At 64.2% G+C, this 20,516-nt stretch carries 19 protein-coding genes; 7 read left to right on the top strand and 12 right to left on the bottom strand.

Annotated features, from left to right (window positions below):
• Nucleotides 1-316: 316 nt before the first annotated feature.
• The 3 genes from FJ418_RS05210 to mutS form a co-directional block, all read right to left on the bottom strand.
• Nucleotides 317-886 carry a TetR/AcrR family transcriptional regulator gene (locus tag FJ418_RS05210; protein ID WP_140864046.1) on the bottom strand — a complete coding sequence of 190 codons (570 nt, stop codon included), beginning with the start codon at nt 884-886 and terminating at the stop codon, nt 317-319.
• A gap of 122 nt (nt 887-1,008) precedes the next feature.
• On the bottom strand, nt 1,009-1,473 hold the full coding sequence (locus FJ418_RS05205) for a nuclear transport factor 2 family protein (RefSeq protein WP_140650312.1): 465 nt from the start codon (nt 1,471-1,473) through the stop codon (nt 1,009-1,011).
• 90 nt (nt 1,474-1,563) lie between these two features.
• Nucleotides 1,564-4,302, bottom strand: coding sequence for a DNA mismatch repair protein MutS (gene mutS / locus FJ418_RS05200; RefSeq protein ID WP_140864044.1), 2,739 nt, complete (start codon nt 4,300-4,302; stop codon nt 1,564-1,566).
• A 151-nt stretch (nt 4,303-4,453) separates the two neighbouring features.
• On the opposite strand from mutS, the gene FJ418_RS05195 reads away from it, so the two are divergent.
• Nucleotides 4,454-5,635: a glycosyltransferase gene (locus FJ418_RS05195; protein WP_140864042.1), complete on the top strand. Its 1,182-nt coding sequence runs from the start codon at nt 4,454-4,456 to the stop codon at nt 5,633-5,635.
• A 101-nt stretch (nt 5,636-5,736) separates the two neighbouring features.
• Entirely contained in the window at nt 5,737-8,016 is a 2,280-nt protein-coding gene (locus FJ418_RS05190; protein ID WP_140864040.1) for an NADP-dependent malic enzyme, read from the top strand.
• Between the two features lie 93 nt (nt 8,017-8,109).
• Here the strand turns inward: FJ418_RS05190 and FJ418_RS05185 are convergent, their stop codons facing one another.
• The 3 genes from FJ418_RS05185 to FJ418_RS05175 form a co-directional block, all read right to left on the bottom strand.
• Nucleotides 8,110-9,216 carry a porin gene (locus FJ418_RS05185; protein WP_140864038.1) on the bottom strand — a complete coding sequence of 369 codons (1,107 nt, stop codon included), beginning with the start codon at nt 9,214-9,216 and terminating at the stop codon, nt 8,110-8,112.
• A gap of 368 nt (nt 9,217-9,584) precedes the next feature.
• Nucleotides 9,585-10,295, bottom strand: a complete 711-nt coding sequence (locus tag FJ418_RS05180) for an antitoxin Xre/MbcA/ParS toxin-binding domain-containing protein (RefSeq protein ID WP_140650298.1) — start codon at nt 10,293-10,295, stop codon at nt 9,585-9,587.
• 413 nt (nt 10,296-10,708) lie between these two features.
• Nucleotides 10,709-11,701: an adenosine kinase gene (locus FJ418_RS05175; RefSeq protein ID WP_140782555.1), complete on the bottom strand. Its 993-nt coding sequence runs from the start codon at nt 11,699-11,701 to the stop codon at nt 10,709-10,711.
• A 277-nt stretch (nt 11,702-11,978) separates the two neighbouring features.
• On the opposite strand from FJ418_RS05175, the gene FJ418_RS05170 reads away from it, so the two are divergent.
• Both FJ418_RS05170 and FJ418_RS05165 read left to right on the top strand, forming a co-directional pair.
• On the top strand, nt 11,979-12,881 hold the full coding sequence (locus FJ418_RS05170; RefSeq protein ID WP_140864036.1) for an EamA family transporter: 903 nt from the start codon (nt 11,979-11,981) through the stop codon (nt 12,879-12,881).
• A 156-nt stretch (nt 12,882-13,037) separates the two neighbouring features.
• A complete protein-coding gene (locus FJ418_RS05165; protein WP_140864034.1) occupies nt 13,038-13,733 on the top strand; it encodes a sulfate transporter family protein in 696 nt (231 codons plus the stop codon).
• Here the strand turns inward: FJ418_RS05165 and FJ418_RS05160 are convergent.
• From FJ418_RS05160 to FJ418_RS05140, 5 genes are all read right to left on the bottom strand, one after another.
• A complete protein-coding gene (locus tag FJ418_RS05160) occupies nt 13,730-14,539 on the bottom strand; it encodes an oxaloacetate decarboxylase (RefSeq protein ID WP_140864032.1) in 810 nt (269 codons plus the stop codon). The genes FJ418_RS05165 and FJ418_RS05160 overlap by 4 nt on opposite strands.
• A gap of 74 nt (nt 14,540-14,613) precedes the next feature.
• A complete protein-coding gene (locus FJ418_RS05155) occupies nt 14,614-15,468 on the bottom strand; it encodes a hypothetical protein (protein ID WP_140864030.1) in 855 nt (284 codons plus the stop codon).
• 64 nt (nt 15,469-15,532) lie between these two features.
• Nucleotides 15,533-16,192, bottom strand: a complete 660-nt coding sequence (locus tag FJ418_RS05150) for an HAD family phosphatase (RefSeq protein ID WP_140864028.1) — start codon at nt 16,190-16,192, stop codon at nt 15,533-15,535.
• Nucleotides 16,193-16,678 (bottom strand): dUTP diphosphatase, encoded by a 486-nt coding sequence (gene dut, locus FJ418_RS05145; protein WP_140702534.1) that lies wholly within the window; start codon nt 16,676-16,678, stop codon nt 16,193-16,195.
• Between the two features lie 91 nt (nt 16,679-16,769).
• Nucleotides 16,770-17,240 carry an Lrp/AsnC family transcriptional regulator gene (locus tag FJ418_RS05140; protein WP_140647325.1) on the bottom strand — a complete coding sequence of 157 codons (471 nt, stop codon included), beginning with the start codon at nt 17,238-17,240 and terminating at the stop codon, nt 16,770-16,772.
• Between the two features lie 116 nt (nt 17,241-17,356).
• On the opposite strand from FJ418_RS05140, the gene FJ418_RS05135 reads away from it, so the two are divergent.
• The 3 genes from FJ418_RS05135 (at nt 17,357) to FJ418_RS05125 (ending at nt 19,382) form a co-directional block, all read left to right on the top strand.
• Entirely contained in the window at nt 17,357-17,611 is a 255-nt protein-coding gene (locus FJ418_RS05135; RefSeq protein ID WP_140702536.1) for a DUF6356 family protein, read from the top strand.
• Nucleotides 17,612-17,627: 16 nt separating this feature from the next.
• Nucleotides 17,628-18,428: a class II glutamine amidotransferase gene (locus FJ418_RS05130; protein WP_140864026.1), complete on the top strand. Its 801-nt coding sequence runs from the start codon at nt 17,628-17,630 to the stop codon at nt 18,426-18,428.
• Between the two features lie 153 nt (nt 18,429-18,581).
• Nucleotides 18,582-19,382, top strand: coding sequence for a class II glutamine amidotransferase (locus FJ418_RS05125; protein WP_140647322.1), 801 nt, complete (start codon nt 18,582-18,584; stop codon nt 19,380-19,382).
• Between the two features lie 43 nt (nt 19,383-19,425).
• Here the strand turns inward: FJ418_RS05125 and FJ418_RS05120 are convergent, their stop codons facing one another.
• Nucleotides 19,426-20,499 carry an FAD-binding oxidoreductase gene (locus FJ418_RS05120; RefSeq protein WP_140864024.1) on the bottom strand — a complete coding sequence of 358 codons (1,074 nt, stop codon included), beginning with the start codon at nt 20,497-20,499 and terminating at the stop codon, nt 19,426-19,428.
• Nucleotides 20,500-20,516 lie beyond the last annotated feature (17 nt).

The raw sequence follows: 20,516 nt of genomic DNA, 5'->3' as shown, positions 1-20,516 counted from the left end.
TTGGCCGAAACGCCCATCGCGATCGTCATTCTAGGGCGGAGCAGGAGCGAAGCTCCGTCGCGAAGACCCTAGAATCCATGCCGGTACCTCAGCCGAAGAATGCAGCGGAGTAGAAGTTCTGCACGGTGAGCGGCGCTCTCACGTCACGGAATTGGATTCTATGGTCTGCGCCGCGTCGCTCCTTGCTCCGCCATAGAATGACGAGGCTGGGACGGTGTCAACCAAAACCCCGGCGTTTGCTGATTTCACGCAAATCAACGGAAAATCTTGCACCAGGGCAAACGGCAGCCCTTCAAAATCCCTGGGAGGATCCGCCCTAGACCTTGGCCGGCATCCCAAGCCGCGTGCGCAGTCGCCGCAATGCCCTTGAAAACACATCGAGGTCATTGGCGGCGCGGGCCAGCGTGAGCGCGCCCTGAATGGCGGCGACGGCTTCCTCGGCCAACTCGCTGGCCTCGCCCGGCCGGTGCCCGGATCGCGCCAGCGCATCGGCGAGATGCGTGACCCATCGGCCGAAATAGTCTCTTATCTGGTCGGCGAACAGGTCGCGCGATTCATCCAGCGCGAAGGCGCCGATCAGGCAAACGCGCCGCCCCGAGCGGAAATAGCTGTCCGTCGCCGCGAGCATCCGTTCGACCCCGGCCAGCGGGTCGGCGCTGTCGCGCAACGGCGCGAAGACATTGTCCTCGAACCAGCCGTCGATATGGGCAATGACAGCCCTCGCCATCTCCTCCTTGCCGCCGGGGAAGAAGTGGTAGAGGCTTCCCTTGCCGAGCCCCGTCGCCTCGCCGATCAAGGACAGGCTGGCGCCTTCATAACCATGCTCGCGGAAAACTTCCGCAACGACCCCCAGCAGCTGATCGCGATCTGGCGCGATGCGCCGCATCCATTCGCCCCCTAGTGCCGGATGATTTCAGGTCGAATCGACCTGAAATCATCCGCCTCTACATCAAAGAGATAGAGCATGATGTCGCCCGAAAACCGCTTCACACTTTTCGGCATCATGCTCTAGAGCCCGAGTTCCGAAAGGCCGGGATGGTCGTCCGGCCGGCGGCCGAGCGGCCAATGATACTTCCGCTCGCTTTCGGTGATCGGCAGATCGTTGATGCTCGCCACGCGCCGGCGCATCAGCCCGGCTTCGTCGAACTCCCAATTCTCGTTGCCGTAGGAGCGGAACCAGTGCCCGCTGTCGTCGCGCCATTCATAGGCGAAGCGCACCGCGATGCGGTTTCCGTTCCAGGTCCAGACCTCCTTGATCAGGCGATAGTCCAGCTCGCGCGACCATTTGCGCTTGAGGAAATCGACGATTTCGCCGCGGCCGGAGACAAACTCGGCCCGGTTCCGCCAGATGCTGTCCTCGGTGTAGGCGAGCGAGACCCGCTCAGGATCGCGGCTGTTCCAGGCATCCTCGGCAAGGCGCGCCTTTTGCGCCGCTGTCTCGGCCGTGAATGGCGGCAATGGCGGACGGCTCATGAGATCTCCTGTCGGTTTCGATAGTCGATAACCGACATTGTACCGATCGGTACAATGAGTCAATGGCCAGAGTGACGAGCGGGACAGGTGCTATCGCTTTGTCGCCAGCCCCTTTAGCCGGTAAAGCGCCTCCAGCGCCTCGCGCGGCGTCATCTCGTCGGGATTGATGGCGCCGAGCGCTTCGCCCAGCGCATCGGTCTTCACCGGCTTCGGCGCTTCGCGCTTCACCGCCACAGAAAACAGCGGCAGGTCGTCGACGAGCCGATTTGTCTTGCCCGAGACTTCGCCCTCTTCGAGTTGGTGCAGCACTTCCTTGGCGCGGGCGACGACCGCTTCCGGCAGGCCGGCCAGCCGTGCCACCTGCACGCCGTAGGAACGGTCGGCCGCGCCCTTGCCGACCTCGTGCAGGAAGACGACATCGCCTTCCCATTCCTTGACCCGCATGGTGACGTTGTGAAGCCGGAGCAATTTGCCGGCCAGCGCCGTCATCTCATGGAAATGCGTGGCGAAGATCGCCCGGCAGCGGTTCTTCTCGTGCAGATATTCCACCGCCGCCCAGGCGATCGACAACCCGTCGAAGGTCGCGGTGCCGCGGCCGATCTCGTCGAGGATGACCAGCGCCCGCTCGTCCGCCTGGTTGAGGATCGCGGCCGTCTCGACCATCTCGACCATGAAGGTCGAACGTCCCCGCGCCAGATCGTCCGAGGCGCCGACGCGCGAGAACAGCCGGTCGACGACGCCGATATGGGCGCTTTGCGCCGGCACGAAGGAGCCGGTCTGGGCGAGGATGGCGATCAGCGCATTTTGCCTGAGGAATGTCGATTTGCCGCCCATATTGGGGCCGGTAAGCAGCCAGATCGCGCCGGCCTTGGCACCGCCCTCGGGCGAGAGGTCGCAATCATTGGCGACAAACGGGCCTTCGCCCGAGCGCCTGAGCGCCTGTTCGACCACCGGGTGGCGCCCGCCGGCAATGTCGAAGGCGAGGCTCGAATCCACCAGCGGCCGGCACCAACCCTCGCTTTCGGAGAGCAGCGCCAGCGCCGCCGACACGTCGAGCACGGCCAGCGCCTCGGCGCCGGCGCGGATCTTGTCAGCCTCGCTCACCACCTCGGCCGTCAGCCGGTCGAATGTCGCGAGCTCGATGCTCAGCGCCTTGTCGGCGGCATTGGCGATCTTCGATTCCAGCTCCGCCAGTTCGGTTGTGGTGAAGCGCATGGCGTTGGCCATGGTCTGGCGATGGATGAAGCGCGCCTTGGCGGCGTCGCTGCCGGTCATGATCGCGTGATGGTTGGCGGTGACCTCGATGTAGTAGCCGAGCACATTGTTGTGCCGGATCTTCAGCGAGCGGATGCCGGTCTCCTCGATCAGCGACCGCTCCAGCCCGGCGATCACTTTTCGCGATTCGTCGCGCAACGCCCGCATCTCGTCGAGCTCGGCATTGTAGCTCGACCGCACGAAGCCGCCGTCGCGCTTGATCAGCGGCAGCTCGTCGTCGAGCGCTTCGCTGAGGTGACGGGCGAGCGCCTCGGGCAAGGCGTGGATCGAGGCAAGCGCGGCGGTGAGCTCGGCGGGCAGGGCGGCTGCCGCGAACAATTCGGCGATCGCGCCAGCCGCCTCGAAGCCGGCGCGCAGGGCGCCGAGATCGCGCGGGCCGCCGCGGTTGAGCGCCAGGCGGGAGAGCGCTCGCGGCATGTCGGCGACGCTTTTCAGGCTCGCCCGCAAACCCTGGCAAAGCCGCGTCTCGGAGCGGAAAAAGGAGACCGAATCCAGTCGCGCCGCGATCGTCGCCGGATCGGTCAGCGGCGCCATCAGCCGGTCGGCCAGCAATCGCGCGCCGCCGCCGGTCACGGTGCGGTCGATCGCCTTGAACAGCGAGCCGTCGCGGCTGCCCGACAGCGTGCGCAGCAATTCCAGATTGGCGCGCGTCGCCGGATCGATGAACAGCGTCGAGCCCTGCTCCTCGCGCTCGGGTCGCGACAGCGGCGGCCGTTCGGCCTTCTGCGTTTTTTCCACATAGGCTATGGCGCCCGAGATCGCCGACAGCTCGGCGCGCGAAAACGTGCCGAAACTGTCCGGCGTCGCGACCTCGAAGAAGCGCGCGATGCGGCTTGTGGCCGAAGCCGAATCGAACAGCGAAGGCGGCTGCGGGCTGGCGACCCGGCCCAGCACGTCGAACACCGGCCTGAGCTCCGGATCGTGGAAAACCGGCTCGGCGACGATCAGCTCGCGCGGGTCGACGCGGAAGATGTCGGCAAGCAGTCGCTCGGCGCTCGTCTCGGCGACGCGGAAGGCGCCGGTCGAAATGTCGATCCAGGCCAGTGCGAAATTCGCCTGACTGGCCGCGCTGCCCCCCTTGACGCGGCCGAGCGCCATCAGGAAGCTCGATTCCGAGGGTGCCAGCAGCTTGTCCTCGGTGATGGTGCCTGGCGTGACCAGCCGCACCACGTCGCGGCGCACCACCGATTTGGAGCCGCGTTTCTTGGCTTCGGCGGGGTCCTCAATCTGCTCGCAGACGGCAACGCGAAAACCTTGCGCGATCAGCTTCTGCAGATAGTCGTCCGCCGCATGCACCGGCACGCCGCACATCGGGATGTCGTGGCCCTGGTGCTTGCCGCGCTTGGTCAAAACGATGCCCAGGGCCTGGCTCGCCTTCTCCGCGTCGTCGAAGAACAGCTCGTAGAAATCGCCCATGCGGTAGAACAGCAGCGAATCCGGGTTCGCCGCCTTGATCTCGATGAATTGCTCCATCATCGGCGTGACGCCGCTCGTGGCGGGCGCAGGCGTCGTCGTCTCCTGGGCGTCGGTATCTGCGAGCATGTGCATGTTCATGCGGCAACGCTAGCAGAAGTGGCAGCCCGGTTTAATGCCGGTGCCGCGAAAAGCAGGGGAAGACTGGCGCTGGCCTGTTGTGACGCGCCTGGTTGCGCCGGGCCGGCCTGGCACTCTATGCTTCCCGTGGGGAAAGGGCGGCGGGGGACTCGTGGATCAGGACAAGCTGGAGACGTTCGACGAGATGGTCGGCCCGGTCGGCTCGGCCGCCGAGCGCCTCTGGCTGCTGGCGACGCGGCGCGCCCATCGAACCGCGAACAAGCTCAGGGTTTCGGCGCGCAAGCGCTTTCCCTATATCCTGCCGGCGCGCGGTCCCTTGTCCGATCTCGACGGCGGCATCGAGATGTCGGCTCATATATTCAGCCGCGACCCGCTGGTGCTCTATATCCCGGTCGGCGGACCCCGTCCCCTGCATCCGCTGGCGGCCATCGGCCGGCGCCTTGCCGAGCGGCGCGCCACCTTTCTGCTGATGCCGATGTGGACGATGGAGAGGCCTGCCGTCATCGCCCAGATGGGCCGCGATCTTGCCTGGTATGCGGCGCGTTTTCGTCTTCATGAGGTGATTTTCCTCTGCAACAACGAGGAAGAGCGCCGTCTCATCGCCGCGGTCGGCGGCAAAGCCATGTTCTCCAATCACAATCTGATGATATCGGAAGATGTTTTCCGGCCGCTGCCGGATGTGGCGGTCGAGTTCGACGCCGTCTACAATGGCCGCATCTCGCCGATGAAACGCCACTATCTGGCCTTCGAGGTCGACCGGCTGGTCCACGTCACCTATTCGATCGGCGAATTGACGCCGCCCGCCGCCCGCGCCTTCATTCGCCGCCTCCAGGCGCAATCGCCGCGCCATCGCATCGCCAACCCGATCGTGGACGGTCTGCCCGGCCGGCTGGCCTCCGCCGAGGTCAACCGGGTCTACAACCAGGCCGCCGTCGGGCTGTGCCTGTCCGCCGTGGAAGGGGCAATGTATTCCAGCATGGAGTATCTGATGGCCGGATTGCCGATCGTCAGCACGCCGAGCCTCGGCGGGCGCGACGTCTATTTCGATCCGGACTATTGCCTGATCGTCGATCCGGAGCCGACGGCCATTCGCCGCGCCGTCGAGCGGCTTCGGGATCGCGCCATACCGCGCGAGGAAATCCGCGGCAGGACGCTGGAAAAGGTCCGCGCCCAGCGGCAGGAACTCACCGCGTTCCTGTCGGCGCTTCTGCGGCGCAAGGGCAGCAGCGCTCCCCCGCTGGAGACGTGGCCGTTCTCAGGCACCGAGGGCTTGATGCGCTGGGCCACCGTGCGGGAAATTGCCGCGCTCGTCGGCGAACCGGACCGCGCCTGACCGCTTGGCCGTTTACAGCGCTGCCGTGTAGCCTTAATCCCAAGACACATAAACACGCACCTGCCTCAAGGGTGCGCGAAGGCGAGGAAATCAAAAGCATCATGGCCAGGAAAACCGAAAGCAGCGGCCCCTCCGTCAGTCCAGAGGAGGCGCTGGAATTCCACGCCATGGGACGGCCCGGCAAGCTGGAGATCGTCGCCACCAAGCCGATGGCCACGCAACGCGATCTGAGCCTCGCCTATTCGCCTGGCGTCGCCGTTCCCGTGCGCGCCATCGCCGAGGATCCGAGCCGCGCCTTCGATTATACGACGCGCGGCAATATGGTCGCTGTCATCTCGAACGGCACCGCCATTCTCGGTCTCGGCAATCTCGGCGCGCTGGCCTCGAAGCCGGTCATGGAAGGCAAGGCGGTGCTGTTCAAGCGTTTCGCCGATGTCGATTCCATCGACCTTGAAGTGGCGACCGAGGACGCCGACGAGTTCATCAACTGCGTACGCTTCCTCGGCCCCTCTTTCGGCGGCATCAATCTCGAGGACATCAAGGCGCCGGAATGCTTCATCATCGAGCAGCGGCTGCGCGAGCTGATGGACATCCCTGTCTTCCATGACGACCAGCACGGAACGGCCATCATCTCGGCCGCCGGGCTGATCAACGCGCTGGAGATCACCGGCCGCGACATGAAGACCACGAAGATGGTCTGCAATGGCGCGGGCGCCGCCGGCATCGCCTGCATCGAACTTATGAAGGCGATGGGTTTTGCGCCGGGAAACATCATCCTGTGCGACACCAAGGGCGTGGTCTTCCAGGGCCGCACCGAAGGCATGAACCAGTGGAAGTCGGCGCATGCGGTCAAGACCGGGGCGCGCAGCCTGGCCGAGGCGCTGGACGGCGCCGACGTCTTCCTCGGCCTGTCCGCCAAGGGCGCGCTCACCACCGCCATGGTGCAGTCGATGGCCAAGAACCCGATCATCTTCGCCATGGCCAATCCCGATCCGGAGATCACGCCGGAGGAAGTGGCCGAGATCCGCACCGACGCCATCATGGCAACGGGCCGCTCGGACTATCCGAACCAGGTCAACAATGTGCTGGGCTTTCCCTATCTCTTCCGGGGAGCGCTCGATGTGCGCGCCACCACCATCAACGACGAGATGAAGATCGCCGCGGCCCGGGCGTTGGCCGAACTGGCGCGCCAGGATGTGCCGGATGATGTCGCCGCCGCCTATCAGGGCAACCGTCCGAAATTCGGCCCCAACTACATCATCCCGGTGCCGTTCGATCCGCGCCTGATCTCGGCGATCCCGCTGGCGGTGGCGAAGGCGGCGATGGAATCCGGCGTCGCGCGCAAGCCGATCCTCGATCTCGACCGCTACGCGCAGGAACTGTCCGCCCGCCGCGATCCTATCGCCTCGACCTTGCAGCGCATCTACGACCGCGTGCGCCGCCAGCCCAAGCGCATCGTCTTCGCCGAGGGCGAGGAGGAGCAGGTGATGCGCGCCGCCGTCTCCTATGTGAACCAGAGGCTCGGCACGGCGATCCTGCTCGGCCGCGACGACGTCATCAAGGACAATGCCCGCAATGCCGGCATCGACCTGAACAAGCCGGGCCTGGAGATCATCAATGCCAGGCTGTCGCGCCGCAACGGCATCTACACCGACTATCTCTACGAGCGCATGCAGCGGAAGGGTTTCCTGTTCCGCGACTGCCAGCGGCTGATCAACAACGACCGCAACCATTTCGCCGCCTGCATGGTGGCGTTGGGCGATGCCGACGGCATCGTCACCGGCGTCACCCGCAACTATTCGACCGCGCTCGACGACGTGCGCCGCATCATCGACGCCAAGCCCGGCCACCGCGTCATCGGCGTGTCGATCGTGCTGGCGCGGGGCAGGACGGTGCTGGTCGCCGACACCGCCGTGCACGACATGCCGAACGCCGAACAGATCGCCGACATCGCCGAGGAGGCGGCCGGCTTCGCCCGCCGCATGGGCTACGAGCCGCGGCTCGCCATGCTCGCCTATTCCACCTTCGGCCATCCGCAGGGCGAGCGCTCCGAGCGCGTGCAGGAGGCGGTGCGCATCCTCGACAAGCGCCGCGTCGATTTCGAATATGACGGCGAGATGGCCGCCGACGTGGCGCTGAACCCGCGCGCCATGGCGCAATATCCGTTCATCCGGCTGACCGGCCCGGCCAATGTGCTGATCATGCCGGCATTCCACTCGGCCTCGATCTCGACCAAGATGCTGCAGGAACTCGGCGGCTCGACCGTCATCGGCCCGCTGCTGGTCGGCCTCAACAAGCCGGTCCAGATCGTCTCGCTCAACGCCAAGGACTCGGACATCGTGAACATGGCGGCGATCGCCGCCTATACGGCGGGGAACTGACACGGCAGCAGCTCGACCGTTTCTTTTATCTGAGCCAAAGCAAAAGGCCCGCGGCGATGCCGCGGGCCTTTCCTTTATGATCTTCGATCTCGATCAGAAGTTGCGCTGGAAGCGAACGATACCGCCGATGGCATCGGAATTGTCTTTATCAAAGTTGTCATAGTAGTCAACTTCCGCGGTGATCGTATACCCAGGTACGATTGTATAAGCGATGTTTGCCGCGACCGCGAAATCTTCTGCGTCTGTGTAAGAAATCTGGGTGTTGAACGCGGTCTTGGCGTTGAATTTATAAGTACCTCCGCCCCAAACTGCAAAGTTGCCACTCCACGGCTTATAGAAGTTCTTGGCAACATTGTCGTCACTGCCATAACCCAACATCACGAACAGAGTCAGGTCTTTAGTAGCATTGATGTCGAGACGGGCCTTGCCGGACCACTCCTCCCAATTGCTGTTATAGGCGACGACCCCGGTGATCGCGCCCCAGTCCCCCTTGTACTTAGCGCCGCCGACGACGTGCGGTACGTAACTGTCGATCGTATCAGTTGTGCCGGAGCCTTCTTCCAGAGAGATAAAGCTCGAAATTCCGTTTCCAGCGTCAAAATAATAACTGATCAGATTTGTATCTTTGATACCGTACTTGATAATAGTGTCTTGGATGACATTTCCAGCGTAGCCGATGAACTGATCATAAGGAGTTTCATCCTTACCAATACGGAGGCCGCCGAGCTGAATCCAGGCGAAATTAAGGGTAACACCCTTGTTAAACGCCCCTGTATTATAGGTTTCGGTGTATGGGTTGTAACTGGCGATACCGCTGTTCTTGGTATTTCCGAAATTAAAACGGGTCTCGGTGTAGGTCTTCAAGGTGCCAAGCTCGGTCTCCTGCCCAGTCCATGTCTTGAGCGTGAAACGCGTATTTTTCAGCCAGGTACTTTGTTCCGTTCCATCGCGGACGTCGGTCGCTCTGGCGCCGTCCAACGAGCCGACATCGCCGAAGCCGGCGTCATAGCGGATGTAACCGCCGACGCGCAGGCAGGTCTCGGTGCCGGGGATGTAGAAGTAGCCGGCGCCATAGACGTCGCAGATCTTGACGTATTCGGCCGGTTCCGGCTCGGCGACGGTCACCGCGTCGGCGGCGCGCGCGCCCGAAACTGCGATCAGGGCCGCAGCGGAGCCGAGAAGAAGGCTCTTGATGTTCATTTTCTTGAATCTCCAGTCAAAGGTTCAAGACAGGCCTGACATGCCGTTCGGCTTTTGCCACCCCCGTCCCCATCGTTGAAAAAGTCGCGCACCGGCGCCGCTTCTTCGCCTTGGGCATGGCTTAATCGGCCGTCATGTACAACAGAGATTGTGTCTGAAAGGCGGCTTTTTGATTCTTATGAAGGTCATGTTGCCCAAATATCACGTCATATATTTGTAAAAATGGAACATATTGAACAATCTATACAATCGAAACGCAAAGAAAGACACGGAAACGTGCCAAATGTGCCAATATTACAGTTTTATGACGAGAGATTTGCCGGCTAAATTTCCAAAGGAAGGGCGAACTTGAAAAAAACGAATCCGGGTCAGGACAGCCCGCGGGCTGCGCGTACCACGTCCTCGACCATGTCATCCCTCAACATCTCGATGGGAACGTGGCCATCCAACTCCGGCGACGGCCGGCTCAGCCAAAACCAGGCAAGCCTCGGATTGGCGATCGCCGAAAGCACCTCGCTGATCCCCGGGACCGGCCTGCCGTCGACGAACTGGGCCAAGGGGAAGACATGTTTGCGGCCGCCCTTGCGCAAGGCAACGACCTCACCGCGTCTTTGCCAGCGATGCAGCGTGGAGCGCGGGATACGGAGCCTCTCTTCCAGATAGGTCGAGCCGGCGACCTCGCCGGCCCAATCCTCGATCAGCATGGATTGCAGGTCCGCGGCTCGCTTGGCGATCGGCTGGGCCGTCGGCCTCCCTGTCTCCGACTTCGGCGGCGAGCGCCCGAAGGCGCGGTCGGATATGGCCGCGCCGTCGCTCGTTTCGTTCCCCGTCATCACACGGAGAAAGTCGGAGGCAAGGTCGGTCCACTCGCCGTTGAAGGAGCCGATGGCAAGGCGCTGCGCCGGCGGCAGGAAGGGGAGGGCGGCAGCCACATGGCCCGCGATCTTGCTTGCCGAAGTCAGCGCCTCGGCGTCCAGCATGACGCCATGCTGCATCAGCGCCTGTCGCACGGCTTCGGCCATAAGGCCTGCCAATGCCTCTTGTGAAATCCCGTCGGACGGGTTCTGGAATCTGGTCATGAATCTATCTTGCGGCCCGCGCTCCTCCCCAGGCGCCGGCGGTTGCTGAAAATTCTATCGCGGACAATAAAATATGCGACGGCAACGGGCCTCGCGGCCCGGCAACTTGCTGGTTTGCATCTTCACACCCCTGGTTTGGCGTGCCGAAATGTCAGTCGCGGAACGCCTATTTTGCATCTTAGAAGTCCAACGTGACAGGTCCGCGACAGCCGGCCCTGTTTGGAGGCAGCCGGCGATGACGCAACGGCATCTCTTCCCACGCAATTGCGGGACCGAAAGCCGCCACTGCTTTGTCAGGGTGTTCACAAGCGGATCATCGTTTCGCGGGAGCGATGATCTGCTCTATCTCTTTGTTTCGGCACGATTTTCGACGGAAGGCTACAGCGAATACACCAAGCCCGTCTGTAGGCCGATTAGAGAAGCCCGGCTTGCTCGGCCTCGCGGCGCAGGTTCTGGCGCGGGCGCGGGCCGATCTGCTGGATCACCAGCCCGGCCGCCAGCGAGCCGAGGTCGCCGCAGTCCTTGAGGCTGCGCCCGGTCGTGTAGCCGTAGAGGAAGCCGGCGGCATAGAGGTCGCCGGCGCCGGTCGTGTCGACCAGTTCCTTGATCTTCGTCGCCTGGATGGTGACGGTCTCGTCGCCGCGCACGATCACCGAGCCTTTTTCAGAACGGGTGACGGCGGCTATTCTGCAATCCTTGCGGATGGCGGCGAGCGCCTCCTCGAAGGAGGCGGTCTGGTAGAGCGACTTGATCTCGTGGCTGTTGGCAAAGACGATGTCGACGGTGCCCGAACGCATCAGCTCGAGGAATTCGTCGCGGTAGCGGTCGACGCAGAAGGAATCCGACAATGTCATCGACACTTCGCGGCCGGCCGCATGCGCCAGCTTCGCCGTCTGGCGGATAGCCTCCTTGGCGCGCGGCGGATCCCACAGATAGCCTTCGAAATAGGTCACCTTGGAGCCGGAGGCCTTGTCGGCCTCGACATCCTCGGGGCCAAGTTCGACGCACGCGCCGAGATAGGTGTTCATCGAACGCTCGCCGTCGGGCGTGACGAAGATCATCGAGCGCGCCGTCGGCGGTTCGCCCTTGAGCGGCCCGGTATCGAAGGCCACGCCCTGGGCATGGATGTCGTGCGTGTAGATTTCGCCCAGTGCGTCGTTCGACACCTTGCCGAAGAAGGCTGCCCGTCCGCCGAGGCTGGCGACGCCAGCCGCCGTGTTGCCGGCGCTGCCGCCGGAAGCTTCGATCGCTGGTCCCATGCGGCTGTAAAGCAATTCGGCGCGCCTGGCGTCGATGAGGTTCATCGCGCCCTTGATGATGCCGTTGGTCTCGAGAAAAGCCTCGTCGCATTGCGCGATGATGTCGACAATGGCATTGCCGATGCAAAGCACGTCATATTCCGGCATCAAAATCTCCGCCAAGGACTGCCCGGCTATCTGGCATGCCGGCCGGGCGCGGGTCTAGCGAGTTGGCGCTGCTTTGCCTACCCTGAAAATCGCCATTGCCTTCCGTGACGCCGCCCTCGGCGCCGATTGTTCGCCGGCTGCGGCAGCGTTCGTATCGAACTGGCCCACAACAGTCACGACCCTGACAGCTATGGTTTCACCGCGATCTAAACATTTCCGCGGCGTCGCGGGCTAGAAGCGGATCGTCCGGCGACAGGCTGAAGGGCGCGAACCACGAATGTCCGAAAAGACCGAAATGTCCACCGACCTGGCGCTGCTCGGCGTCCTGGCGGTGCTGTGGGGCGCTTCGTATACTTTCATCAAGATCGGCGTCGAGACGATCCCGCCCGTGACCTTCATCGCCGCCCGGACGCTGATCGCCGGGGCTATTCTCTTCACCATCATCCGCTGGCGGGGCCTCGCCATGCCCGCCGACGCGCCGACATGGCGCCGGTTCGCCTTCCAGGCCTGCCTCAACAGCGTCGTGCCGTTCACGCTGATCGCCGCCGCCGAGCGCTCGGTCGATGCCGGCCTTGCCACCATCCTCAATTCGACGTCGCCGATCTTCACCTTCCTGCTGACGGCATTGGTCACGCGCCATGAGCCCGTCACGGCGCGCAAGCTGGTCGGTGTCGGCGCCGGCATCGTCGGCATCTGTCTCATCATCGGCACGGAGGCGCTTGGCGGACTTGGCCATGAACTGTGGGCACAGCTTGCAATCGTCATTGCGACGATCTCCTATGCCGGGGCGGCGATTTTCGGCCGCGGCTTCAAGGGCCTCGATCCGATAATACCCGCCGCGGGTTCGATGCTTTGCGGCGCCGTGATGCTCGTGCCGCTCAGCCTGATCGTCGACCGGCCCTGGACGCTCGCGCCTTCGGCCGCGTCGATCCTGGCCCTGCTTGGACTGTCGGTCTTTTCAACGGCGCTGGCCTTCGTCATCTATTTCCGGCTGATCCACACGCTGGGCTCGGTCGGCACCACCTCCCAGGCCTATCTGCGCGTGCCGATCGGCGTCGGCATCGGCGCCATCGTCCTCGGCGAAAGCCTCGGGCCAGCGGCCTGGGTCGGCATGGCCTTCGTCGTTGCAGGCGTCGCGGCAATGACGATTCCGGCCAGGCAGGCCAGGCTCGCGCGATAATGCATGTCGCCCAAAAGTGTGAAGCGGTTTTGGGCCAAGCGACATGCTTCGAGACAAAAAACCCAAAGCGCGTCGACGAGACGCGCTTTGGTTGCGCCAGGGATCGAGGCGGCCTATCTGCGAAGCGTCGTTTCTCGATGAGGGCCTGGACCTGCCGTGATCCTAGACGCCGCCCGCGCCGCCGCCAGCCGGCTGTTCTCGCCTGAATTCCGCTCCGTCTTCCTGAAGACGCTGGGGCTGACGCTGCTCGCTTTGGCGGCGCTCTGGCTCGGCCTCGACAGCCTGCTCGAATGGCTGGCCTGGCCCTGGCTGCAAGCGCTGCTGCCAGGTCTGCCGTCCTGGGCTGGATGGCTGGGCGGCATCATCGCCGGCATCGTTCTGGCTGTGGGCTTGGCCTTGCTCGTCGCGCCGGTCACGGCGATCGTCGCCGGCCTCTTCCTCGACGATGTCGCCGAAGTGGTCGAGCGTGCCGACTATCCCAACGATCCGCCCGGCAGGCCCGTGCCCGCGCTGCATTCGCTCGTGCTGGCGATCAAATTCTTCGGCGTGGTGGTCCTCGGCAACATCGTCGCGCTGCTCTTGCTTCTGGTGCCGGGCATCAACATTGCCGCCTTCTTCATCGTCAACGGCTATCTGCTCGGCCGGGAATTCTTCGAGTTTGCCGCCATGCGTTTTCGTCCCGAACCCGAGGCCAAGGCGCTGCGCCGCAAATATGCCGGCACTGTGTTCCTCGCCGGACTGGTCATCGCCCTGTTCCTGGCGGTGCCGCTGCTCAACCTTCTGACGCCGCTTTTCGCGGCCGCCATGATGGTGCATCTGCACAAGACGGTTTCGGCGCGGGAGCCGGTCTAGCCCTGCTCCTTGCCCTCCCGGAACAGCGCCTGCAGCTTGCCGAACGGCATCGCCGCCCGGGTGAAGCCGAAGGTGCCGTCCTGCTGGATCTCGTGGGCCGCCGTCTCCAGCATGCCATAGGCGAAATTGGTCAGCCATGGTCCGAGCGAGATGCGCTTGACGCCGCCCATGGCAAGGTCGGCGATGGTGAAGCCTGGCCGGGCCATCACATTGACCGGCCGGCTCACCGACGAGCAGATCGTGCGCACCATCCCGACGTCGCTAATGCCCGGCGCGTAGAGCACGTCGGCGCCGGCTTTCTCGAAAGCCTGCAGCCGCTTGATGGTATCGTCGAGATCGCTCTTACCCCACAGGAAATTCTCGGCCCGCGCGGTGAAGACGAAATCGTGCTTGAGCGCGCGGGCAGCCTCGACGGCCGCCGCGACGCGTTCGGTCGCCAGCGCGAAATCGTAGATCGGATTGGCGTCGTCGCCGGTGTGGTCCTCGATCGAGCAGCCGGCGAGGCCCGCGGCTTCGGCCGCGAAGATGGTTTCGGCCGCCTGCTCGGGGCTGTCGCCCTTGCCGCGCTCCAGATCGGCCGAAACCGGCAGGTCTGTCGCCGCAGTCACCTCGCGGCAATGGTGGATCATGGCGTCGAACGTCACCGCGCCGTCCGGCAGGCCGCGCGAGAAGGCGAAGCCGGCGCTGGTCGTCGCCAGCGCCTTGAAACCGAACGAAGCGAGAAGCTTGGTCGTGCCGATATCCCAGGGGTTGGGTATGACGAAGGTGGAGGCATGCAGATCGCGAAAAATCTTGCCCTTGTCCATGGCGGGTCCTCGATTGGGGGTCGTAGAGGGAATTTATCGCGCTCGCTCGAACCGGGCAAACGAATGCGTCTGGCTCAGAAGCGCTCGGCGTTTTCTGCTGACAATTTCTCGAAGGCGCCAGAATCCTTGACGTAGCGCGACGCCTTGGCATCCCAGCGATAGGTGACGGAGATATCGTGCGAGACGGCCTTGGGCGCGGGTTCCTCGCAGCTTTCGCCGCTCGGCTTGGTGGCGTCGGTCACCGTCACCTTGATCGCCGAATAGGGTTTGTCGCCAGCATGCGTCTGGAAGGACAGGTCCTGCGTGCGCTTATAGGCGCAGACATTTTCGTCGAATGTGTTGATCTGGTCGATAGGCTCGAAGCGGCCGTCGCGGACCAGGATCAGGATCGTGCCGACATAGCCCTGGTTCGAATTGAAATGCGTGCTCATGGTTATGAGCGCGTCGTCATCCGGGCTGATCGCGAGCTTGCCCGGATCGCGAAAATAGGTGCTTTGGTCGGTTCCGACATTGACGGCGTCGAGCAGCTTCGGCTTGCCCGTGATGTCGTAAAGCGCCAGCGCGGCAAACCCTTCGGCGCTGTCCTGCGCCTGGCCGAGGTCGAAAAGCATCGCCAGCCGGTCCTTGCCGCCTGCCTTGACGGCGAGCACGGCGGCATTGGAAAGGCTGATGGTCTCGGGCGGCGAGCCGCCCTCGTCGCCGCCGAGGATGTCGCGCATCTCGATCGGCGCGCTGCCCTTGTAGAAACCGTCGTCGCCGGCCTTGAGATCGGGCACGATCATTTCGGCGAGGTCGAAATAGGTAACGTCCCGATGTCCGGGAACGGCGCTGCTCAGCTCCGGAAAGCTGACGGCCTGGGCCGCCGCGGCCGTCCACAGGCACGGCAGCAGCAGGCATGCAAGCATGAAATGGCATAGTTTGGAAATCATGGACCGCGCCCCCTCGGATGCGCTCACGCTAGCACGGCGTTTTGCGGTGCGCAGCCGGGTGCGATCAGCGTATGGGCACGAGTCCGGCCAACTCCCGCATGTCGTCGAACAATATGCCGCCGGCCGCCGCCAGGCCGTCGCGATCGGAGAACGGATCGGCGTGGTAGGAGAACACCCGCATGCCGGCGGCGATGCCGGCCTGGGTACCGGCGACGCTGTCCTCGATGACGATGCTGTCGGCCGGCGCGAAGCCCATCGTCTTTGCGGCATGCAGGAAGAGGTCCGGGAACGGCTTGCCGCGCCCGACCATGGTCGAGGAGAACATGGCATGCTCGAACAGCGGCAAAAGCCCGGTCTGCCCAAGCGTGATGTGCATCTTGGAGACCCGCGCCGAGGAGGCGACGCAATAGGCGATGCCGGCTTTGCGCACCGTCTCGATGAAGTCGCGCACATAGGGGATCGCCTCGACGCCACGCGAGAAAAGGTCCGGCAGGCCGGCATTCCAGCGATCGACGAAGTCGGAGCCGAGCCTGACCTCGGTCGTCTCTTCGATCTCCTTCTGCACCGAGGCCATGCTGCGGCCGGAGAAGTTCTTGCGGCAATATTCGAATGTCGTCGTAAAACCGGCGGCGGTCAGCCATTCGGCAAGGCGCCTGTTGGCAAGGTTCTCGGTGTCGACCAAGACCCCGTCGCAGTCGAAAATAACGAGTTTAGGGATTGCCATTCAAGCGGTGCCGGTCGACCCGAAACCGCCAGCGCCCCGCGTCGTGCCGCCGGCCAGCGCGCGTTCCTCGACCGCAACCTGGGTCACGGCGGCGAAGACGATCTGGGCGATGCGCAGGCCGCGCGTCACTGAAAAATCCTCGTCGCCGAGATTGACCAGCAGCACCTTCACCTCACCGCGATAGTCGCTGTCGACGGTGCCGGGCGAGTTGAGCACGGTAAGGCCATGCTTGAAGGCAAGGCCGGAACGTGGCCGCACCTGGCCTTCCATGCCTTCGGGGATTTCCAGGATCAGGCCGGTCGGCACCAGGGCTCGCTTTCCAGGCAGGATGAGCAGCGGCCGGTCTTCCGGCACCGCCGCGCGCAAATCCATGCCGGCGGCGCCCGCGCTCTCATAGGCCGGCAGAGGCAAGCCTTCACCATGCGGAAGCCTGACGAAACCGACGGTGGGGCCGATGACGGAGGAAGAATGGACAGCCGTGCGCATGAGCACACTCCTATCGGCGCGAAAGCCGATTCGGTCAACTCTGACGTAGGGCCTATCAACGGCTTTCTTTCGCGTCCGGTTCCAGGGCCCGTCAGCGCAGTTCCACCGGCACCACGGTCGTCTCCTTGATCTCCTCCATGACGAAGGAGGCCGAGACGTCCGACAGCGCCACCTTGGCGATCAGCCGCTGGTAGAGACGGTCATAGGCTTTCACGTCGGCGACACGGGCGCGCACCACATAGTCGAGATCGCCCGACATGCGGTAGACGCCGGTTATCTCCGGAAAGCCGGTCACCGCCGCGCGGAATTTCTGCAGCCAGTCCGGATCGTGGTTGGAAGTGCGGATCAGGATGAACACAGACAGGCCGAGGCCGAGCTTGTCGGCATCGACCAGCGCGACGCGACCGGTGATGACGCCATCTTCCTCCAGGCGCTTGACGCGCCGCCAGCAGGCATTGCGCGACAGCGCCACCCGCTCCGACAGCTGATCGACCGACAGCGTGCCGTCGCGTTGCAGCTCGGCCAGCAATCTTCGATCGATCTCATCAATTTCCACCGACATGTTGGGATGAATGTCCCATGAAGCCGGCAAAAGCAAGGACAATTTGGGACCGATGAACCAAACCCATGTGGCACGATACTCAGCATTCGGGGCTCATCCCGGCAGGAGGGATCACCATGACGACCAGGCTTGCGGCGCTCTTCACCTCTCACCCGGAGAAGGTCGGCGAGACCTATTTCGGCCACATGGCCTTCGCCGCCTGGTTCTGTTCGCGGCTGTCGATGGCGGCGGGCGCCGCGCTCGTTCACGCTTTCTTGCCATTTCTGTTCGAAACTACGGCGAGCCGAATCGTTCGCGAGCTCTATGAGCGCACGCACAACAGAGGCTCGCATGCGGTCAAGGAGCCGGCGGCTCTGATGGATCGCGCCTGATAGATGGTGGAAAGCGATGTGCCGGTGGGCGGCCTATCTTGGTGAAGCGGTCTTCCTCGAAGACATCATCACCGCGCCCTGCCACTCGCTGATCGCCCAGAGCCACTGCGCCCAGGAAGCCAAGTCGCCGACCAATGGCGACGGCTTCGGACTCGCCTGGTATGGCGACCGGCCCGAGCCCGGCCTTTATCGCGACATCCTGCCGGCCTGGTCCGACCCCAATCTGAAGAGCCTGTGCCGGCAGATAAAATCCGGCCTGTTTCTGGCCCATGTCCGCGCCTCGACCGGCGGCGCCACCAGCCGCATGAACTGCCACCCCTTCATCTCCGGCCGCTGGTCGTTCATGCATAACGGCCAGATCGGCGGCTTCGAAAAGATCCGCCGCGCGCTGGAGAATTCGCTTTCCGACGCGGTCTTCGACCAGCGCGAGGGCACTACCGATTCCGAGCTCTTTTTCCTGCTGATGATCGATGAAGGATTGTCCGGCGATCCGCAGGGCGCGGTCTCGCGGGCGACCAGCCGCGTGCTCGATACGTCGCGCCGGGCCGGCATCGAGCCCTCCCTGAAACTGACGGCGGCCTTTTCCGATGGCCAGGCGCTGTACGCGGTTCGCTATGCCACCGACGACTATGCGCCGACGCTCTATACCGGCGCCTTCGCCAAGCGCGACGGCCATTGCATCGTCTCGGAGCCCTTCGACCGCGACGGTGGCGAGTGGCAGGCGATACCCCCGGCGAGCTTCGTCACCATGACGAGGGACGGTACCGGGATCCGCCCGTTTGCGCCGGCGGCGAATAAGCTGGCGCTGGTCGGCTGACGCAAATCCCAAGCTGCCGCGTTCAGGCAGAGATCAGCAAAACGTAAGCACGGCGTAAGGACGCCAAAGCTCCCTCCTGTCATCTGTGGCGCCCGACGAACCGCGAATTCATTCGCACGCTCAAAAACGCATCGATAAGAGGATCACAGGACAATGTGCCGGTGGGCAGCCTATCTCGGCGACGCGATCTTCCTGGAAGACGTCATCGCCGCACCCTCCCATTCCCTGATCGCTCAGAGCCGCCAGGCGCGGGAGGCGAAATCGCCGACCAATGCCGACGGCTTCGGCGTGGCCTGGTATGGCGATCGGCCGGAACCCGGCCTTTACCGCGATGTCCTGCCCGCCTGGTCCGATACCAATCTCAGCAGTCTCGGACGCCAGATAAAATCCGGCCTGTTCCTGGCCCATGTGCGCGCCTCGACGGGCGGCGGCACCGGCCGCGCGAACTGCCACCCCTTCGTCTCGGGCCATTGGTCGTTCATGCACAACGGCCAGATCGGCGGCTTTGAGCGGGTCCGTCGGGTGCTGGAGAATTCGCTCTCGGATGCGCTGTTCGACCAGCTCGAAGGGACCACGGATTCCGAACTCTTTTTCCGCGTGATGCTCGACGAAGGCCTCGCGCAGGATCCGCAAGGCGCGGTGTCCCGCGCCACCAGCCGCGTGCTCGAGGCTGCGCGCCGCGCCGGCATCGAGCCGGTCCTGAAACTGACCGCCGCCTTCAGTGACGGAAGGGCGCTTCACGCCGTTCGCTACGCCACCGACGGCCAGGCTCCGACGCTCTACACCGCCGCCTTCGCCAAGGGCGTTGGTCGTTGCATCGCCTCGGAACCGTTCGATCGCGATGGCCGGACCTGGCACGAGATTCCGCAATCGAGCTTCGTGACGATGACCCGCGACCGCACCAGCATCCGGCCGTTCGCGCCAGCTGCCGCCGCGCTGGCGCTGGCAAGCTGAGGTCTCGGCATACTCTCTGCCGGCGGCTTCCGCCGCCAGCCGGCTACTGATCGAAGCGCGACAGAGCGTAAGGCGCGAGCAACGCATCGCGCTCGTCGTCGAGGATTTCGCGGGCAACGAACAGCCCCACGGCCGGCGCCAGCGTGATGCCGGAATGGGTGACGGCGATGTAGAGGCCGCCGACACCGTCGGTGCGGCTGACGATCGGGAAACCATCGGCCGGCGTCGGACGGTAGCCGATCGTGTGGAAGTCGAGTTCCAGCCCGTCGGCGCCGCGCAGCATCGCTTTCATCGCCTCGAAAAGCGCGCGCGCGTCGGCCTGCGGGCTCTCGCCCGGCTCGCCGCCGCCGAAGTCAGAGCCGGCGACGATGCGTCCCTCGGCCGTCTGGCGCATATGCAGTTTCTCGGCCAGCACCAGCCCGTTGAGCAGCTTCTTGTAGGGGCGAGAGTGCACGATCAGGCCGGGCGGGGTCCCGATCGGCAGCTTCACGCCCGCCGTCGAGGCGATCGCCGGAGCACCGGCGCCCGCTGCAATCACCACCTCGTCGGCGGCGATGCTCTCGCCCGATACGACGACGCCCGTGACCTTGCCGTTGGACAGCGCCAGCGCATCGACAGTTCCCGTGACGATCCGCGCGCCGCGCCGTTCGGCGTCCGCCAGCAGCGCTTTTGTGGTCGCCACAGGCTCGGCCACGCCTTCCTCTGCGACGTAGAGCGCAAACGCCGGAAGCTTCGCCAGGTTGGGCTCGATGCGCGCCGCTTGTTCGCGCCCGACCCGCGCGATGCCATAGCCCCAGGACGAATGCTCGGCCGCGTACGTCTCGAGCTCGTCCGCGGGCAGGTCCCAGCACAGGCCGCCGCACCAGGCGAGCGGCAGGCCGGACAGGTCGTTCGCCAGCCGTTTCCATTCGGCCATGGCGCGGATGCGCAGCCAGAAATAGGGTTCCGGATTGCCCCAGCTTGCATTGATCCAGGCAAAGGAATTCGGCGTGGCGACGCCGCCGGCGCCGCTTGTCGAGACGACTGTAACGCGCGCGCCGGCTTTCGTCAGATGCCAGGCGATCGAGGCGCCGATGATACCGGCGCCGACGACGATGACTTGTTTTGCGCTGCTCATGCGGACCTTTTGAGGAG

It is taken from the genome of Mesorhizobium sp. B2-8-3, from assembly GCF_006440815.1.
Taxonomy (GTDB): Bacteria; Pseudomonadota; Alphaproteobacteria; order Rhizobiales; family Rhizobiaceae; genus Mesorhizobium.
This window is presented reverse-complemented; position numbering and strand designations above follow the sequence as displayed.

Bases quoted from the DNA above. Each gene is read 5' to 3' on its own strand.
- FJ418_RS05210 (WP_140864046.1), bottom strand. From the start codon at position 886: ATGCGGCGCATCGCGCCAGATCGCGATCAGCTGCTGGGGGTCGTTGCG.
- FJ418_RS05205 (WP_140650312.1), bottom strand. From the start codon at position 1,473: ATGAGCCGTCCGCCATTGCCGCCATTCACGGCCGAGACAGCGGCGCAA.
- mutS (WP_140864044.1), bottom strand. From the start codon at position 4,302: ATGAACATGCACATGCTCGCAGATACCGACGCCCAGGAGACGACGACG.
- FJ418_RS05190 (WP_140864040.1), top strand. From the start codon at position 5,737: ATGGCCAGGAAAACCGAAAGCAGCGGCCCCTCCGTCAGTCCAGAGGAG.
- FJ418_RS05185 (WP_140864038.1), bottom strand. From the start codon at position 9,216: ATGAACATCAAGAGCCTTCTTCTCGGCTCCGCTGCGGCCCTGATCGCA.
- FJ418_RS05180 (WP_140650298.1), bottom strand. From the start codon at position 10,295: ATGACCAGATTCCAGAACCCGTCCGACGGGATTTCACAAGAGGCATTG.
- FJ418_RS05175 (WP_140782555.1), bottom strand. From the start codon at position 11,701: ATGCCGGAATATGACGTGCTTTGCATCGGCAATGCCATTGTCGACATC.
- FJ418_RS05170 (WP_140864036.1), top strand. From the start codon at position 11,979: ATGTCCGAAAAGACCGAAATGTCCACCGACCTGGCGCTGCTCGGCGTC.
- FJ418_RS05160 (WP_140864032.1), bottom strand. From the start codon at position 14,539: ATGGACAAGGGCAAGATTTTTCGCGATCTGCATGCCTCCACCTTCGTC.
- FJ418_RS05155 (WP_140864030.1), bottom strand. From the start codon at position 15,468: ATGATTTCCAAACTATGCCATTTCATGCTTGCATGCCTGCTGCTGCCG.
- FJ418_RS05150 (WP_140864028.1), bottom strand. From the start codon at position 16,192: ATGGCAATCCCTAAACTCGTTATTTTCGACTGCGACGGGGTCTTGGTC.
- dut (WP_140702534.1), bottom strand. From the start codon at position 16,678: ATGCGCACGGCTGTCCATTCTTCCTCCGTCATCGGCCCCACCGTCGGT.
- FJ418_RS05140 (WP_140647325.1), bottom strand. From the start codon at position 17,240: ATGTCGGTGGAAATTGATGAGATCGATCGAAGATTGCTGGCCGAGCTG.
- FJ418_RS05135 (WP_140702536.1), top strand. From the start codon at position 17,357: ATGACGACCAGGCTTGCGGCGCTCTTCACCTCTCACCCGGAGAAGGTC.
- FJ418_RS05130 (WP_140864026.1), top strand. From the start codon at position 17,628: ATGTGCCGGTGGGCGGCCTATCTTGGTGAAGCGGTCTTCCTCGAAGAC.
- FJ418_RS05125 (WP_140647322.1), top strand. From the start codon at position 18,582: ATGTGCCGGTGGGCAGCCTATCTCGGCGACGCGATCTTCCTGGAAGAC.
- FJ418_RS05120 (WP_140864024.1), bottom strand. From the start codon at position 20,499: ATGAGCAGCGCAAAACAAGTCATCGTCGTCGGCGCCGGTATCATCGGC.